17 protein-coding genes and 1 riboswitch are annotated in these 16075 nt (G+C 67.9%); of the genes, 12 read left to right on the forward strand and 5 right to left on the reverse strand.

All coding sequences use genetic code 11. The features are described 5' to 3' along the window. Positions 1 to 67: 67 nt before the first annotated feature. The 3 genes from L5G32_RS14470 to L5G32_RS14480 all read left to right on the forward strand — a co-directional run bounded on the left by L5G32_RS14470 (position 68) and on the right by L5G32_RS14480 (position 3564). A complete protein-coding gene (locus L5G32_RS14470) occupies positions 68 to 952 on the forward strand; it encodes an Rv1157c family protein (RefSeq protein ID WP_237011765.1) in 885 nt (294 codons plus the stop codon). Between the two features lie 197 nt (positions 953 to 1149). After that, positions 1150 to 2307, forward strand: a complete 1158-nt coding sequence (locus L5G32_RS14475; RefSeq protein ID WP_237011766.1) for a hypothetical protein — start codon at positions 1150 to 1152, stop codon at positions 2305 to 2307. Between the two features lie 45 nt (positions 2308 to 2352). Beyond that, positions 2353 to 3564, forward strand: coding sequence for a lipase family protein (locus L5G32_RS14480; protein ID WP_237011767.1), 1212 nt, complete (start codon positions 2353 to 2355; stop codon positions 3562 to 3564). A gap of 310 nt (positions 3565 to 3874) precedes the next feature. On the opposite strand, the gene L5G32_RS14485 is transcribed toward L5G32_RS14480, so the two are convergent. Beyond that, positions 3875 to 4387 carry a hypothetical protein gene (locus L5G32_RS14485; RefSeq protein ID WP_237011768.1) on the reverse strand — a complete coding sequence of 171 codons (513 nt, stop codon included), beginning with the start codon at positions 4385 to 4387 and terminating at the stop codon, positions 3875 to 3877. Positions 4388 to 4452: 65 nt separating this feature from the next. Between L5G32_RS14485 and L5G32_RS14490 the strand changes: the two genes are divergently transcribed. Both L5G32_RS14490 and L5G32_RS14495 read left to right on the forward strand, forming a co-directional pair. Then, positions 4453 to 5016 carry an HhH-GPD-type base excision DNA repair protein gene (locus L5G32_RS14490; protein ID WP_237011769.1) on the forward strand — a complete coding sequence of 188 codons (564 nt, stop codon included), beginning with the start codon at positions 4453 to 4455 and terminating at the stop codon, positions 5014 to 5016. 34 nt (positions 5017 to 5050) lie between these two features. Next, a complete protein-coding gene (locus tag L5G32_RS14495) occupies positions 5051 to 6088 on the forward strand; it encodes a hypothetical protein (protein WP_237011770.1) in 1038 nt (345 codons plus the stop codon). A 42-nt stretch (positions 6089 to 6130) separates the two neighbouring features. Here the strand turns inward: L5G32_RS14495 and L5G32_RS14500 are convergent, their stop codons facing one another. Continuing rightward, positions 6131 to 7423 (reverse strand): serine/threonine-protein kinase, encoded by a 1293-nt coding sequence (locus L5G32_RS14500; protein WP_237011771.1) that lies wholly within the window; start codon positions 7421 to 7423, stop codon positions 6131 to 6133. 103 nt (positions 7424 to 7526) lie between these two features. Here L5G32_RS14500 and L5G32_RS14505 point away from each other — a divergent pair, with 103 nt between their 5' ends. The 5 genes from L5G32_RS14505 (at position 7527) to L5G32_RS14525 (ending at position 12910) form a co-directional block, all read left to right on the forward strand. Next, complete coding sequence (locus L5G32_RS14505) at positions 7527 to 9908, forward strand: acetyl-CoA acetyltransferase (RefSeq protein WP_237011772.1); 2382 nt, start codon at positions 7527 to 7529, stop codon at positions 9906 to 9908. 83 nt (positions 9909 to 9991) lie between these two features. Next, a complete protein-coding gene (locus tag L5G32_RS14510; RefSeq protein WP_237011773.1) occupies positions 9992 to 11167 on the forward strand; it encodes an acyl-CoA dehydrogenase family protein in 1176 nt (391 codons plus the stop codon). Continuing rightward, positions 11164 to 12030: a 3-hydroxyisobutyrate dehydrogenase gene (gene mmsB, locus L5G32_RS14515; protein ID WP_237011774.1), complete on the forward strand. Its 867-nt coding sequence runs from the start codon at positions 11164 to 11166 to the stop codon at positions 12028 to 12030. Before L5G32_RS14510 ends, mmsB begins: the two co-directional genes overlap by 4 nt. A 26-nt stretch (positions 12031 to 12056) precedes the next feature. Further along, positions 12057 to 12551 (forward strand): MarR family winged helix-turn-helix transcriptional regulator, encoded by a 495-nt coding sequence (locus tag L5G32_RS14520; RefSeq protein WP_372491700.1) that lies wholly within the window; start codon positions 12057 to 12059, stop codon positions 12549 to 12551. A 149-nt stretch (positions 12552 to 12700) separates the two neighbouring features. After that, entirely contained in the window at positions 12701 to 12910 is a 210-nt protein-coding gene (locus L5G32_RS14525) for a CsbD family protein (protein ID WP_237011776.1), read from the forward strand. Between the two features lie 56 nt (positions 12911 to 12966). Here the strand turns inward: L5G32_RS14525 and L5G32_RS14530 are convergent, their stop codons facing one another. Beyond that, positions 12967 to 13281 carry a DMT family transporter gene (locus L5G32_RS14530; RefSeq protein ID WP_237011777.1) on the reverse strand — a complete coding sequence of 105 codons (315 nt, stop codon included), beginning with the start codon at positions 13279 to 13281 and terminating at the stop codon, positions 12967 to 12969. A 12-nt stretch (positions 13282 to 13293) separates the two neighbouring features. After that, positions 13294 to 13357: riboswitch (guanidine-III (ykkC-III) riboswitch) on the reverse strand. Between the two features lie 88 nt (positions 13358 to 13445). Here L5G32_RS14530 and L5G32_RS14535 point away from each other — a divergent pair. Then, positions 13446 to 13772: an Rv0313 family protein gene (locus L5G32_RS14535; RefSeq protein ID WP_237011778.1), complete on the forward strand. Its 327-nt coding sequence runs from the start codon at positions 13446 to 13448 to the stop codon at positions 13770 to 13772. A gap of 53 nt (positions 13773 to 13825) precedes the next feature. Continuing rightward, positions 13826 to 14224: a DoxX family protein gene (locus tag L5G32_RS14540; RefSeq protein ID WP_237011779.1), complete on the forward strand. Its 399-nt coding sequence runs from the start codon at positions 13826 to 13828 to the stop codon at positions 14222 to 14224. A 48-nt stretch (positions 14225 to 14272) separates the two neighbouring features. On the opposite strand, the gene L5G32_RS14545 is transcribed toward L5G32_RS14540, so the two are convergent. After that, positions 14273 to 14920 carry a response regulator gene (locus tag L5G32_RS14545; protein WP_237011780.1) on the reverse strand — a complete coding sequence of 216 codons (648 nt, stop codon included), beginning with the start codon at positions 14918 to 14920 and terminating at the stop codon, positions 14273 to 14275. After that, positions 14917 to 16029, reverse strand: a complete 1113-nt coding sequence (locus L5G32_RS14550) for a sensor histidine kinase (protein ID WP_237011781.1) — start codon at positions 16027 to 16029, stop codon at positions 14917 to 14919. The genes L5G32_RS14545 and L5G32_RS14550 overlap by 4 nt, the downstream gene beginning before the upstream one ends. Between the last annotated feature and the right edge of the window lie 46 nt (positions 16030 to 16075).

Raw genomic sequence — 16075 nt, forward strand, 5'->3', positions numbered from 1 at the left:
CAGTAGTTTCATGGTGTTCGCGTTACACTCGCGTCATCATCTGAGCCGTCTACCGATTGGACCCGCCGTGCGATTCGCGCGCACCAGCCGCACCGCCACCCTTGTCGCCGCCCTCGCGGTCACCGGCGCCCTCGTAGCTCCGGCCACGGCCCACGCCGAGCCCAGCACCGCAAAACCCAGCACCACGAAATCGACCCCGGCTCCGCAGTCCGAGCAGACGATCCCGCTCCCGGAGAAGGCGCCCGACGTCGACCCCGAGGTCCTCAAGTCGCTCGGCACCTTCGCGCCCGCGCTGATCGGTTCCGTCGCGACCCGCGATGAGGACGGCAAGGTCGACACCGCCCTCCTCAAGCAGGCACGTTCGCTCGCCGACAACCCGGCGGTCCCGACACAGGCAGCCGACACGTGGCGCAGCCTCATCGACTTCCTCGGCGAGCCCGGCAAGCAGCAGGCCGTCGCGGCCCGAGCGATCCCGGTCGCCAAGCGTGGTGCTGCCAAGGACGACGACGCCCCGGAGATCCCGAACGGCCCGAACAAGCCGCGGATCCAGCAGTTCCTGTATCCGACTCTCGGCTTCGGCTGCATGCCCGGTGGCGGAAATTCGGTCGGCATGGCGCTCGCCACTGCGGGCCCGCAGGACGCCCCGGCGCCCGGCCCCAAGCGCGGCCAGGCCGGATTCGTCTACACGAGCCTCGGCACCGGCCCCGCGAAGAACTCCAGCCGCCGGCTCTACGTCTCCTGGCTGAACCTGGAGAACGGCCGCACCGGACAGACCCAGCTGAAGCCGAACGCCAAGATCAACGCGACCAAGGGTCCGGGCACCTTCACCGGTATCGCGAAGACCGGCCGCGGCCGCATCGTCTCGACCGTCTACGGCGAGGTGACCACCAAGACGAAGGGCCGCACCGTCTCGTGCATGATCGCACCGACGATCGGCACCGCGATCGTCTGACGAAACTCGACTGACTGCTCAGTGCCCTCCGGGTCTTCCCGGAGGGCACTGTCATGTCGCGGTGATGTCACAACTCGGACTCGCTCCTTGAATTTTCGCCCCACTAACACCACCATTAACTTCGAAACCATCTGTCACACCAGTAACACACGTATCGGCACGCTGGTGTGACGACTCGTTCGTTGTGGAGGAAGCCAGTGACAGTCGTCAGGAACTCGGTCCGTATCGGAATTGTCAGCGCCGCAGCAGCATTGGCCGTGACCATCGGTGCACCGGGCCACGCGTCGGCCGAGCCGGAGACCACCCCGACCACCCCTGGCACTTCGACTGCGCCGGACTCCTCTACTGCGCCAGACTCCTCTACTGCGCCCGAGTCCTCCACCGCGCCCGAGTCCTCCACGGCGCCGGACTCGTCCACCGCACCAGGCAGTTCGACCACTCCAAGCACGCCTGCGCCCGACGGCGCGGCCCCGACTCTCGACGGCATCCCCGGAGACGCCGAGCTCGCCGAGCTCTTGCGGGCACTCAAGCAATCCGGCGGCACGGAAGAGGCGATCGGCGCACTCTCGTCGATCCTCGGCTCCGAGGGACAGGTGGACCCGTCCGGACTGCTGACCAGCCTCGGCATCAACCCCGACGCCCTCGACTCGATCCTCCCGACGTCACCGCAGACGACAGACCCGAACTCGACCACACCGGACTCGACTGCACCGACCGCGCCGGGCAGCAGCGCACCGGAGAGCACGACACCCTCCACCGATCCGGCAGCACCGAGTCCCGTCGCTGGATCGGCTACTCCGGCCGCTGGCAACGTGATCGGCACCCTCGAGAAGTTGACCGGAGCCAAGATGCTCTCGCCAGCGATCGCCCCGTTCTGCGCCGCCCCCACCGATGACAATCCGCTCGGCATCGTCACGGCGCCCGCCGTCGCGGTCCCGGGCCCGTGGCCGGTCGCCGAGAGCTCGGCGATCTCGAAGCTCCTCGAAGGCAGCGGAGCCGACCGACTCCTGAAGCTCGCAGATCCGGAGACATCCAAGTCGTTGCAGGCCGTCGACGACGGCGAGATCGCTTACGCTCTGGTCCCGCCGTCGAAGCCCGACTCGGACAACCTGCAGGTCGCGTGGTTCAACACCTCGACGATGCAGGGCGGAATGGAAACGCTCAAGCCGCTCGAGCAGGACAAGACCGTCGGTCCGCTGCTCAAGGCGCTCGCCACGCGCGATGGATTCCACGGGCTCCGACTCGCTCGCGCAACCACCGGCAAGGGCACCGTCCTGTCCGCGGTGTTCGGCACCACTACGACCGCGGGCCGCACCTGCTACTTCCTTCCCGCTCTCGGCGCCGTCACCAGCTGACACTGGCGCACAACACTTTTCACATCTGAAGACTTGAGGACCATCATGACCGCGCAGCCCCGTCGCATCCCTGCCGCACCGGATCACACGCCGTCGAGGCGCAGCGTGTTCACTTCACGCCCGGTCAAGACGGTCGGTGCGGCCGTCGTCGCAGCCGGACTCGTCGGCGGAGTCTGCGTCACCCAGGCGTTCGCCGATCCCGCCCCGTCGACCGACGAGGCTCCCCGCGGCGGCCAGACCGCGGGCACGGTGTTCGCGAACCGCCCCGTCGCCGACGGCGACCTCGCGGCCGGCGCAGCGAACGGCCAGCAGTACAGCTTCTGGACGCAGGGCAGCGACGGTCGAACTCACCTGACGACGGCCGTCGTGCTGACCCCGAAGGGCAAGAAGCCGGCGAGCGGCTGGCCGGTCATCGCTTACGCGCACGACGCCGACGGCATCTCCAGCAAGTGCGGCCCGACGAAGTCGAAGGTCGCTCGCGACACCGATATGGTCTCCGATCTGCTGCGGAACGACTACGCGGTGATCGTCCCCGACTACTCGGTGGTCGGCACCGCCGGTTCGCCGCAGTACGTCGACTACTCAGCCGCCGCGCAGGGCGTGGCGGACGCCGTGCGCGCCGGACTCGACGTCGAGCCTGCGTTGTCGTCGAAGTGGGCTGCCGTCGGCGACGAGCAGGGCGCGGCAGTCGCCGTCGACCTGGCCCGATCAGCATCGTCGTCCGAGTCGCCGAAGCTCGACTTCCGCGGCGCGACCGCGACCACGCTCCCCGTCGGCTACGCCGATGTCGTGACGGGGTTGAGCCCGCAGTCGGCGAAGGTGTCGCCGTCCACGGTCACCGACGTCGTCTACACGCTCGCGTCCCTCCCATCCGACGAGGTGGAGTCGCTGCTGTCGGAGCGTGGACGCGAACTCGTCGCGAAGGCGGGCGACGAGTGCGCCCCCGCTCTCAGTAAGGCGATCGGATCGTCGAATGTGGCCGACCTCGTACGTGTCCCGATCTCGTCGAAGCGGTCGCTGGTCACCGACCTGCGTAAGCAGCTCGCGCTCCCGTCGAGCGGCTTCAGTCGCCCGCTCATGTTGAGCCAGAAGCTCGTCGACGACGACACCGACGTACCCACCAACCTCCAGTACGTGACCACAGCACAGCTCGCGAGCAACAAAGTGACGGCGAAGACCTACCTGACGGGCGATGCACGTGACGCCGACCGTCAGGAGAAGTCCGCTCTCACCGACTTCCTCAAGAAGCTCTTCTAGGGCCCCTTTCGCCGATCGAGCGGAGCGCCGTCCTGAGCGAGCGGAGCGAGTCGAAGGGTCGAGACTCCTGCCGCACAAAAGGATCTCGACTCCGCTCGATCAACGTGTGGAGGACACTCGCTCAACGGCACGAGACGCTCAGCCGGTCGAGCCCCCTCTGCCGGTCGAGCGAAGCGCCGTCCTGAGCGAGCGGAGCGAGTCGAAGGGTCGAGACTCCTGCCGCACAAAAGGATCTCGACTCCGCTCGATCAACGTGTGGAGGACACTCGCTCAACGTGTGGAGGCACGCTCGCTCAGCGCGGAGACTCGATCAGCCGGCGAAGCTCGGCGCGGTGGTCGTGCAGGTCCGGTACTGCGGGTTGACCATCGGGTTCCACGCCATTGCGCCGGCCTTCTGCTTGATCGTCAGACGGACCGGGCCGGTGCCCGGGTGCACGACGGCCTCCCACTGGTAGTGCGTGGTGCGGGTCGGGACGGCGACTCGGCCGCTGCGACCAGTACGGAGGTTCTTCCACTTCACCGTCGTCGAGATCGTGTACTCGGTGACGTTTCCCCACTGTCCGCTCGAACGAATATCGTTGGCACGCAATGAAATCGCGGGGCCGGGAAGGCCATCGGACGGGAACTTGATCCCGGAGTAGATGTCGATGGCGACGGGGATCCGGGGCGCGGGCCACGGATCGGCGATCGAGCATCGGACCGTCTTCACGTAATGCTCGCCGACCCAGGGCGCCGCTGAGGCGTCCGGTGCCGCGACACCGAGTCCGACGGCCGCCAACGTCGCCGCTGCAACCACGCCCGCGCCTGCTTTGACCTTCGACATGTGTGAACGCCTCGTGAGCTCCTGTTCGCGCATGGCGACAGTCTGCCACCCCTTACCATGAGCTCATGGCGAATCTTCAGATTGCTCAGGACCCGGTCGCCGACGAACTGCTGTCGTCCGACCCGTTCGCTCTGGTGACCGGGATGCTGCTGGATCAGCAGTTCCCGATGGAGCGGGCGTTCGCCGGTCCAGCGAAGATCGCCGAACGTTTCGGCTCGCTCGACCCGGCGGCGATCGCCTCCGCCGACCCCGAGACCTTCGCCGACCTGTGCGCCACTCCCCCGGCGGTTCACCGCTACGGACGGTCGATGGCCGGCCGAATCCAAGACTTGGCCCGCATCGTCGTCGACGAGTACGACGGCGACACCGAGTCGATCTGGACCACCGCGAAGACCGGTAAAGAGTTGTTCGCGCGGATCCACGCCCTGCCCGGTTTCGGCGAGCAGAAAGCGAAGATCTTCACCGCGCTCCTCGCCAAGCAACTCGACGTGAAGCCCGCAGGCTGGACGACGGTGACCGGCGACTACGGGAAGAAGGGTTTCCGCTCGGTCGCCGACGTCGTCGACGGCGACTCGCTGATCAAGGTCCGCGAGTTCAAGAAGGCGGCGAAGGCCGCCGCCAAGAAGTGACGGGTTTCTGCAACCGCCGGGTACACTTCGGCGCATGAGCCGGTCCCCCATCGACGCACGTGAACTCGTCACCCTGCCGTTCCGCGTCGGTTTCGCAACGACCGGAGTGTTGCTCGGCACCGTCGAATCGGTCGTCAACGTCGCACGGTTGACTGCGGGCAGCATCGAGACCGAAGTGAACGAGGTCCTCGGCGTCAGCAGCGCAGAGGCGAACACCACGTCGGTCCGGGCGCCGTTGGCGATCCTGAGCCAGGTGGCCGATCTGCTAGGACCGGATCGGCCGTTCGGCCGCCTCCTCGCCAATGGCGGACCGCTTGATCGTCTGGTCCAGCCGGGCGGCGTCATCGACCGACTCACCGCACCGAACGGTCTGCTCGAGAAGCTGACGGAGAACCACGGCATCCTCGACCAGATGACGGACGAGAATGGCATCTTGATGCGCCTGGCCGCGAAGGACGGCCCCATCGACCGACTGACGCGCGACGGCGGCGTCGTCGACCAGTTCACCGACAACGAAGGCGTCCTCGAGCGACTCACCGCCGACGGCGGCTTCCTCGACCTGATGACGGACGAGAATGGCATCTTGATGCGCTTGGCCGCCAAGGACGGCCCGCTCGATCGACTGACGCGCGAGGGCGGCGTCGTCGACCAGTTCACCGAGAACGAAGGCATTCTCGAGCGACTCACCTCCGAGGGCGGCATCGTCGACAAGTTGACCGCACCCGACGGCGTCCTGGAGAAGCTCGCCAAACAGGACGGCCTGCTCGACCGCGCGGCGAGCGACGACGGTCTCCTGGACCAGTTACTCGGCGAAGGCGGTGCGCTGGACCGACTCATCGAGGAGGGCGGCCCGCTCGACAAGTTCACCGAGTTGTCGGCGACGCTGGCGTCGCTGCCGCCGAATCTCGCTGCGATGCAGGAGACCGTCGACCGTCTCAACGACATCGTCGAACTCCTCAACGCGTCGGTCGCCCCGATCGGCGGACTCGCCGAGCGCCTCCCCAAACGCCTCACGCGCGGGAACGGCGGCGGACGCGGCTCATACGATCAACCCATGCCGCCACTCGGCTGAGCATCCGTCGACCTGACCTGCACGCACTCTCGAAGCGGTCCGTCACCGATCGCTGGTCTGGTCCAGCGCGCTCGCCAGCGCCGACAGGTAGTCGTCGACGTCGGACGCGACCGCGCCGCCTGCGCACACCGAGATCGTGACGTTCTCGCCGATCCCGTGAATGCCGTGCGTCAGTGAATGCATGCGTGAGAGGGCGGGGAAGCCCGCCGTCATCAGCACCCGGCCTCCCGCGAGGGACAGGTCCGCCGCACCCCGATTCACCGACGACACGACGGTCCACCCGGAGACGGTCGCAGGCGGTGGCGCGTCGGCGCCGAGGCGGACCGCGGCCGAGGCGAGTGCTGCCGGCGCCGACGCCGCGGCTCGCCGCGCCGCGACCCGACCCGGCGAGTGAGCGCGGCGGCGCGCGGCGGCCAGATCGTCTGCGATCAGGCCCGCTCGTCGGACCCGGTCGTCGACGTCGGCGTGGATGCTGATTCCTGCCGTTTGAAAACGGTTGCGCGACAGGGCGTCTGCGTCCGGTTCGTCCTCGAATGCGAGGGCAGCCTCCACGCACGCGTCACCCGGCGGAGCGGCGAGAAAGTCCGGGAGGACCTCGGCGAGAACAGCGAGGACACCGGCGGTCACCGATCGCCCACCGGCCTTCACCGCTTCGATAGGCACGGTGAGCGTCCGTAGTTCTCGAACGGACCCGGGATCGGCGTTGGCTCGTGTCGGACCGACCGACACCGCATCGGGTTCCGGTTCGGCCGCCGACCACGCCGCGAGGCCGCGCGCCGTCGCACGAGCCAGATGCGGTCCGATCATCGCCCCGCCGCGCACCGCCGCGAGCCGGCCGTCGTCGACGGCGACCGGTCCGTCGCGCGCGGACTCGGGCTGAGCACCGCCGAACAGCGCGCGGGCGATCGCCGACACGCGTCTGCCGTCCCCGAGCGCGTGGGAGACCTGAAAGACGGCGACCCGAGCGGCGCGGTCTGCACCGCGCACCCCGTCCACCCGATCGAAGATGTGGACTCGCCACAGGGATCCGCGCTCGCGCAGTTGCGGCAGTCCGGCCACCTCCGCCAGCACGCCGCTCCACTCGAAGGGACCGGCGTGGACGACGACCGCGTCGTCGCGGACCAGCGCGGGCGTCCAGCGCGGATAGTCGAGGTCGCCGGGAACCGACTCGACCTTCAGATGCAGGTCCGCGAGACCTGCCGCGCGGCGTCGCACGGTGCCGACGAGGTCCGCCGCCTCTGTCGCCGAGGTCGGTGCATCGAACGCGAAGAGCAGGAACTGGTCGTTGTCGGTGATCCGAGAAGCCCAGTACATGGCCGCGTCTGCGTAAGCCATCGCGCGCATATTCCTCCTCGAGGTCCTCGATCGTCGACCGTTGACGCCTTCTCGGGCCGACCAGCGTGACACCCGATGCGGCCGCCGATGAATAATGCCATTCATGGATGACAACATCGTCGCCGCCGGTGACATCGACCCGACCACTCCGATCATCGTAGGTGTCGGACAGGCGTCCGAACGTCTCGACGACCCGGACTACCAGAGGCTCGGCGAAGCGGACCTCGCAGCGAATTCAGTCCGCGCGGCGTTCGCCGACGCGGGCATCGATCCGACGACTCTCGCCGAGGCGATCGACGTGGCGGTCGCAGTCCGATCGTTCGAGCGGTCGAGTCCGATGTCGAAGTCGCCGCTCGGCCGCCCGGACAACACGCCTCGTGCCGTCGCGCAGCGGACCGGCATGGCGCCGCGCCGCGCTGTCGAAGAGGTGACCGGTGGCCAGAGCCCACAGCACCTGGTGACCGAGTTCGGCTCCGAGATCGCGGCCGGCCGCACCGACGCCGTCGTGCTGTTCGGCGCCGAGGTGATGTCGACCGTCCGCGCCGCGAGGAAGTCCGACGACCGGCCCGACTACTCCGAAACGGTCGGCGGCCAACTCGAAGACCGCGGATTCGGCATCGCGGGGCTCACCTCGGCCGACGAGGTCCGGCACGGAGTCATGACCCCGGTCGCGCAGTACTCACTGCTGGAGAACGCGCGTCGCCACCGCCTCGGCCGCTCGCGCGCCGAGTACGCGGCCCAGATGGGCACGCTGTTCGCTCCGATGTCGCAGATCGCGTCGACGAATCCGCATTCGTCGACCTCCCGCGTGTACTCGCCGGCCGATCTCGCCGTCCCCAGCGAGAACAATCGGCGCGTCTGCGTCCCGTACACGCGACGGTTGATCTCCCGCGACCAGGTGAACCAGGCCGCGGCGGTCGTGATGATGTCGGTAGGTGCGGCACGACGGGCGGGCATCGACCCGTCACGGTGGGTGTTCGTCCACGGACACGCCGACCTCCGCGAACCGCCGATGATGCAGCGCCCCGATCTCTCGCGGGCGCCGTCGGCGGTCGCCGCGGTGCACACCGCGCTCGAGATGGCCGGGATCGGGATGAGCGACGTCGCCGCACTCGATCTGTACAGCTGTTTTCCCATCGCGGTCTCGAACGTGGCCGACGCCTTCGGTCTCGAACCCGACGACCCTCGCGGACTCACCGCGACCGGCGGACTCCCCTACTTCGGCGGGCCAGGCAACAACTATTCGATGCACGGCATCGCCGAGATCGTCGACCGCGCTCGGCGCACACCGGGCTCGTTCGGCCTGGTCGGGGCGAACGGTGGGATCCTCAGCAAGTACTCGGTCGGCGTCTACTCGACGACCCCTGCTCCGTGGCGGGTGTCGACGTCCGACGCCGTGCAACGCGAACTCGACGCTGTACCGACCGTTCCGCTGACGCGGTACGCCGACGGTCGCGCCGTGATCGAATCGTTCACGGTGCTCAACCCCGACCGTGAGGATCGGGCGGGCAGTGTGATCGGACGCCTGCACGACGGCACCCGGTTCATCGCGACCGCCGACGGCGACGATCTCCTCGACCTGCTCTGCGGGAACGAGGATCCCGTCGGCCGAACGGTGTACGCGCGGTCGTCGGCCGACCGGAACGTCGTCGCGTCGACTCGCGCCGAACTCGACGAACGGCATCCACGCCCGACTCCCGGCTTCGCCGACGAGTACGAGCATCTGATCGTCGAGCGGGACGGCCACGTCCTCGAGGTCACGATCAACCGTCCCGACTCACGCAATGCGATCAGCCCGCAGACCAACGCCGAACTCGACGCCGTCTTCGAGGCCTACTTCGCCGACCCCGACCTGTGGGTGGCGATCCTGACCGGTGCGGGCGAGAAGGCATTCTCGTCGGGCAATGACCTCGCGGCCAGCGCAGGCAGCGGCGGGCTGTCGATGCCGGAGAACGGCTTCGCTGGCCTCACCGCCCGCCGCCGGTTGCCGAAGCCGGTGATCGCCGCCGTGAACGGCTTCGCACTCGGCGGCGGCCTGGAGATCGCGTTGGCGTGCCACGTGATCGTGGCCGACGAGTCGGCGACCTTCGGGCTTCCCGAAGTCAAGGTCGGCCTCGTCGCGGCCGCGGGCGGACTCGTCCGACTTCCACGGGTGCTGCCGCCCGCCCTGGCCCGGGACATGATCCTGACCGGCCGCCGCCTCGATGCGAAGGAAGCGCACTCACACGGACTCGTCTCGCGGGTGGCAGCTCGCGGCGAGGTGATGACGGCCGCGCGCGGCGTCGCCCAGGAGGTCCTGGCCGCGTCGCCCGCCGCGGTTCGTGCATCGATCTCGACAATGGCGTCGACCGACGCGACGGCTGACACGGTGACCGCGGTCCGCGACAGTCTCGCGGTGCTCGACGAGATCCTCGTCAGTCAGGACACGACCGAAGGGATCATGGCCTTCGTACAGAAGCGTCCGCCGCAGTGGACCGGCCGCTGACGCACCGCACCGACTCACCCCGCAGATAAACTTGGACGTCCAACCTATTGATTTAGTTGGACTTCCAAGTTTATTCTTGCCTCATGCCTTATCCCGTTCTGAACGACGACGACCTGCTCGTCGTCGAGACCGCGCGCGACTTCGCCCGCAAACGCCTGGCCCCGCACTCGCTGGAGTGGGACCGGACGCAGCACTTCCCGGTCGAGGAGATGACTGAGGCCGCATCGCTCGGCATGGCCGCGATCTACACCAACGACGACGTCGGCGGTTCGGGTCTGCGTCGCATCGACGGCGTCCGGATCTTCGAAGAGCTCAGCAAGGCCGACCCGGTGACCGCCGCGTTCCTCTCGATCCACAACATGTGCACCTGGATGGTCGACACCTACGGCACCGACGAGCAGCGCAGCACCTGGGTGCCGCGCATGGCGTCGATGGAGACGGTCGCCAGCTACTGCCTCACCGAGCCAGGCGCAGGCTCGGACGCCGCTGCTCTGTCGACGACGGCGCGACGCGACGGCGACGGGTTCGTCCTGCGCGGCAGCAAGCAGTTCATCTCCGGCGGCGGCGTCAGCGACGTCTACATTGTGATGGCGCGGACGGGTGACGCCGGAGCACGCGGGATCTCGACGTTCATCGTCGAGAAGGGCACGCCGGGACTGTCATTCGGCCCCGCCGAAGCGAAGATGGGGTGGCACAACCAGCCGACCGCCCAGGTGATCTTCGACGACGTACGCGTGCCCGCCGAGGCGATGCTCGGCGGCCCCACTGGGGAAGGCACCGGCTTCTCCATCGCCATGAACGGACTCAACGGCGGCCGCCTCAACATCGCCGCGTGTTCGCTCGGCGGCGCACAGGCGGCGTACGACATGGCGCTCGCGTACACCGCGGATCGTCACGCGTTCGGCGCACCGCTGATCGACGAGCCGACGATCCGCGCGACGATCGCCGACATGGCGATGAACCTCGAAGCGTCGCGACTGATGCTGTGGCGCGCGGCCGAAGCCCTCGACGCAGGCGATCCCGACAAGGTCGAACTGTGTGCGATGGCGAAGCGGTTCGTGACCGAGTCGTGCTTCACCGTCGCCGATCAAGCACTGCAACTGCACGGCGGGTACGGCTACCTCCATGAGACCGGGGTGGAGAAGATCGTCCGCGATCTTCGCGTGAACCGCATCCTGGAAGGAACCAACGAGATCATGCGGATGGTGATCGGCCGTGCCGAAGCCGCCCGTTTCAGCAACGAAAGGAAATCGCGATGAAGATCGCATTCGTCGGACTGGGCAACATGGGTGGCCCCATGGCCTCGAACCTCATCTCAGCCGGTCACGAAGTAGTCGGCTTCGATCTGTCGGCCGACGCCGTCGCCGCTGCCGTCGACCACGGAGTGAGCGCGGTCGACTCGGCTGAAGCAGCGGTCGTCGGCGCCGATGCGGTGATCACGATGCTGCCGAGCGGCGCGATCGTGAAGTCCGTGTACGCGTCGGTCCTCGAGCACGCCGACAAGGGGACGCTGTTCATCGACTCGTCCACCATCTCCGTCGAAGACGCCCGCGACGTGAATGCGCAGGCGGTCGAGAAGGGGATGCTGCAGGTGGATGCTCCGGTGTCCGGCGGCGTGAAGGGCGCGACCGCAGGCACGCTGGCCTTCATGGTCGGCGGCGACGACGCGTCAGTGTCGGCCGCGCAACCGGTCCTGGACCCGATGGCGGGCAAGATCGTGCCGTGCGGGGGCACCGGCAACGGCCAGGCCGCGAAGCTCTGCAACAACATGATCCTGGCGGTCCAACAGATCGCCGTCGGCGAGGCCTTCGTCCTGGCAGACAAGCTCGGGTTGGCCGATCAGGCGCTGTACGACGTGGTGACCGGTGCGACCGGAAACTGCTGGGCGCTGCACACCAACTGCCCGGTTCCCGGCCCGGTGCCGACCGCGCCGTCGGAGAACGACTTCAAGCCGGGCTTCGCGACGGCGTTGATGAACAAGGATCTCGGGCTCGCGATGGACGCGGTGTCGACGAGCGGATCGTCGGCTCCCCTTGGCACGCATGCTGCCGAGCTGTACTCGTCGTTCGCCGCGGAGAACGGACATCTCGACTTCAGTGCCATAATCGACACCTTGAAGTAGTTCGGTCTGGTGAAGGAGTGGGTTCCGTGCGTGACGAGAACGATCCGATCGCACGGGCCCGCACCAACTGGGAGGACGCCGGGTGGGGCGAGGCCGTCGCCGACGGCATGGAAGCGGTCACCTCGGTGATGCGCGCGCACCAGATCATGCTCGCGCGGGTGGAGAACGAACTCAAACCGTTCGGCTTGACCTTCGCACGTTTCGAACTGCTCCGTCTCCTCGCCTTCAGTCGGGCCGGTGCGTTACCGATCTCCAAGACGAGCGACCTCCTCCAGGTGCACGTGTCGTCGGCCACCAGTGCCGTCGCGCGTCTCGTCGAGGCGGGTCTGGTGGAGCGCCGCCCGCACCCAACCGACGGCCGGACCACGCTGGTCGCGATCACCGAGTCGGGCCGCGAAGTAGTCGAGAAGGCGACGGTCGCGTTGAACGTGGTGTTCGCCGACATCGGGCTTCCGCCCGACCAGTCACGCGCGCTGGTCGACGCGATCCGCACGCTGCGACAGGCCAACGGCGACTTCTAGTCTCACGTCGGCCCTGCACATCGGCTCCAGGTCAGCCCCGCCCTGCCGTGTCCTGCGAAGACCGGTACCGTGAAAGGTGCCGTCCATACGGATGGCCCGGATCCGATATGCGCGATCCGGTCGTGTTCGATTCGACGGAGGGGTATCGCATGGGAATCGCAGACGACGCACAGAACAAGGCAGACGACCTCAAGGGGCGCGCCAAAGAAGCTGCAGGTGCAGCGACCAACAACGACGACCTCAAGAATGAGGGCCAGGCCGACCAGGGCCTCGCGGGAGCCCGCGAGAAGGTCACCGAGGCTGCTGACAAGGCCAAGGATGGCATCGACTCCCTCAAGAACAAACTGTCGGGCCGCTGATCCGCGACACCCGACAAGGGCCGGGACCACATTGTGGTTCCGGCCCCTTCGTCTTGTCAGGAGACCAGTTTCAAGCCGATCACACCGCCGACGATCGCGAGAATGCACACGATCTTGAGGATGTTCGCGGCCTCCGCCCCGGTCGCCATCGCATACACGACCGTCGCAGTGGCTCCGATCCCTACCCACACCGCGTACGCCGTCCCGGTCGGCAGATCACGCATCGCGTAGGCGAGACCGCCCATGCTGACGGCGAGCGCTACGAAGAACACGATGGTCGGCGAGAGTCGGTGCAGCCCTTCGGATCGGCCGAGGGCGGTCGCCCACACGGCTTCGAAGAGCCCCGAGATCACCAGGACGATCCAGGCCATGGCGGATTCCCGTCTCCACCGTCTTGTCGCTGACCGGGTACGGCGGGCTCGTCCGGGGCCGCGCACGCGACCACGCTCAGAATCCTACCGAGCCTCGTACCGGGGGCAATGGCGAGCGGTGGTGGATTCGGTCACCATGGAGTCACCGATGAAAGGCGAAGACCATGACAGGCTCTGATTACGGACCCGGCCCGGACGACATGGACTGGTTCACCCGCGAAGCGAGCGACGGCCTCCGCCGCATGGTCGGGCAGTTCGTCGAGAATCAGTTGCGGGACAAGCCAGTCCGCGACCGGACACCGGTGCGACCCGATCCCAAGCCTCGGGTCGATGTCGCTGGCGACGGCGTGTGGGCGGTCGTCGTCGACGACGGAGTAGTCCGTGTCGACCGGGTCTTCGCGACCGAACTCGACGCGCTTCGGGCCAACAAAGACAACGTCGACCCGCAGCGGACCGTACGATTTCTACGGTTCGACGAGCCGATCGGATAAGCCGTGTGACGTGCGGCCTTGTGATCTCGTAATCGCCGTCCTACCGTCGAAACATGAGTCCACTCACCGCATTGGCCCGCGACCCCCGCGTCTACCAGCTGGCGGCTGCTGGCCAGGCGGCGGACGCCGCAGCCTGCATCGGCCCCATCCCCTACGTCGCACGCTGCCTCGACTCGGTCGAGTTCCCGGCCGAACACCGTTGGGTCTTCCCCGTGATCAAGGCCGCGTCGGCTGTCGGACTCGCCGCCGCACCCCGATATCCCGGGCTCGCCCGCCTGACGGCCGCGATGCTGACGATCTATTTCGTACTCGCCGTCGGGTCGCACGTCCGCGCCCGCGACATCGGGCTCAACTTCACCGCCGCGTCGTCGATGCTCGTCCTCTACTCGACTCTCACGATGACCAGACCCCCGGAAGCACCATCGGCGGCTACTACCCCGAAAGTCGCGTAGCCCGATAGAACGTTCGATCGCGTAACCCGATTTTCGAGGTTGGAGCCGTCAGACGAGGCCGGCCTGAACTGCGACCACGGCGGCTTGGACTCGTGACGGCGCATCGAGCTTCATCAGCACGCGCGAGACGTGAGTCTTGACCGTCGACTCCCCTATCTCCAGGCGCCGTGCGATCTGAGCGTTCGACAGTCCCGCACCGACACCTGCGAGGACGTCGCGTTCGCGATCGGTGAGCGCCGACAGGTCGGGCGCGGCAGCGGTCTGGCGTCCGCGCATCGCGTCCACCACGACGCGTGCGACTTCGGCGTCGAGCACCGCATCTCCGGCCGCCACTCGCAGCGTTCCGTCGACGAGCTCGGTACCCGTCGCCGTCTTCAGCAGGAATCCCGACGCGCCTGCGGCGAGCGCGCCGAGCACGTAGTCGTCGAGCCCGAACGTCGTCAGCACCAGAACCCGGACGTCCGTCGACGACGTGATCGTCTCGGTGGCCGCGATCCCGTCCACCTGTGGCATCCGAACGTCCATCAGCACGAGGTCCGGACGGAGCCGCGTCGCCGCGCTCACCGCGGCTGCGCCGTCGGAGGCCTCGCCGACCACACTGATCCGCCCCGACGCCTCCAACACCATTCGGAGCCCCTCGCGGACCGCCGAATGGTCGTCGGCGAGCACCACCCGCACGCGCCGGTCGTCGTTCATCGGGGCACCTCCGCAGTCACTATCCAGTCGGTCCCGGCGGGTCCGGCGTCCGCCCGACCACCGATGCTCTCCGCGCGGATCCCCATGTTTACGATGCCTCTGCCGACTCCCGAAGGCTCGCACGACATCTCGTTACGCACGGTCAGGCGCACGCGATCGTCGAACTCGTCGACGACAACGCTCACCGCGTGTCCGGGCGCGTGCCGTGTGGCGTTGGCGAGCGCCTCGCCCGCGATCCGGGTGAGCACCGCCTCGACCTGATGCGACTGCGCTTGCGGATCACCGTCCACGGTGACCGTCGAGCCGACCGCGTCGGCAGCGGCGATCAACGGTCCGAGGGACGACCAACGGGCGGTCGTCCTCTCGTCCCCATCGGCGGCGAGGACGTCGATCATCGCGCGGAGTTCGCGTAGCGCGGCGAGGCTGTTCCCGCGGATCGAGTCGACGATCTGCGCCGGATCGGCCACGTCCCGAGCCACCTCGGACAGGATGGCGATGGCCGACACGTGCCCGGCCACCGTGTCGTGCAGTTCGCGCGACAGCCTGCGTCGTTCGTCGGCAAGCGCCTGCGTGCGGTCCGCGTGCGCCTGCGAGACCGCTGCCGTCTTCTCCGCATCGGACGCCCGCCGGGCCGCGGTCACCGACTGCGCGTAGGTGATCGGCGAGAGCAGGAAAGCGATGCCGACCAGTCCGACGAGCACGCCGACCTGCACGCCGCCGACCACCGCACCCGCGATAGCGAGTCCGAGCGTCAGAACCGTGCACACGACGATCACGACATGCCGCAGGATCCGGGTGCCTCGTGCAGCACAGAGGAACACGACGTCCGACATCACGATCCACAGCGGCAACGACGGCCCCCAGAACGCGTCGACGGCCAGCAACGCGCACATCGCTCCGAATGCGACAACGGGCCGACGACGCGCCGTGATCTGAATGACGAAAGCCGCTGTGAGCAGTGCCAACTTCGCATACCAGGGATACACGTCGTGGTCGGAGAAGAAGCTGAACGCGCCGCACGCCCACAGCAGGAGCCCGACGGCGAGCGTGCCGACGGCGACGAGATTCGTCGACCGCGACAGGTCGGATCCGCCCAGAGGAGACTTCATCGTTCCTCCACTACAGCACACGCCCGGCGGGCACGGGTCCACCGAA

The sequence above is a fragment of the Gordonia zhenghanii genome, from assembly GCF_021738965.1.
Lineage (GTDB): Bacteria > Actinomycetota > Actinomycetes > Mycobacteriales > Mycobacteriaceae > Gordonia > Gordonia zhenghanii.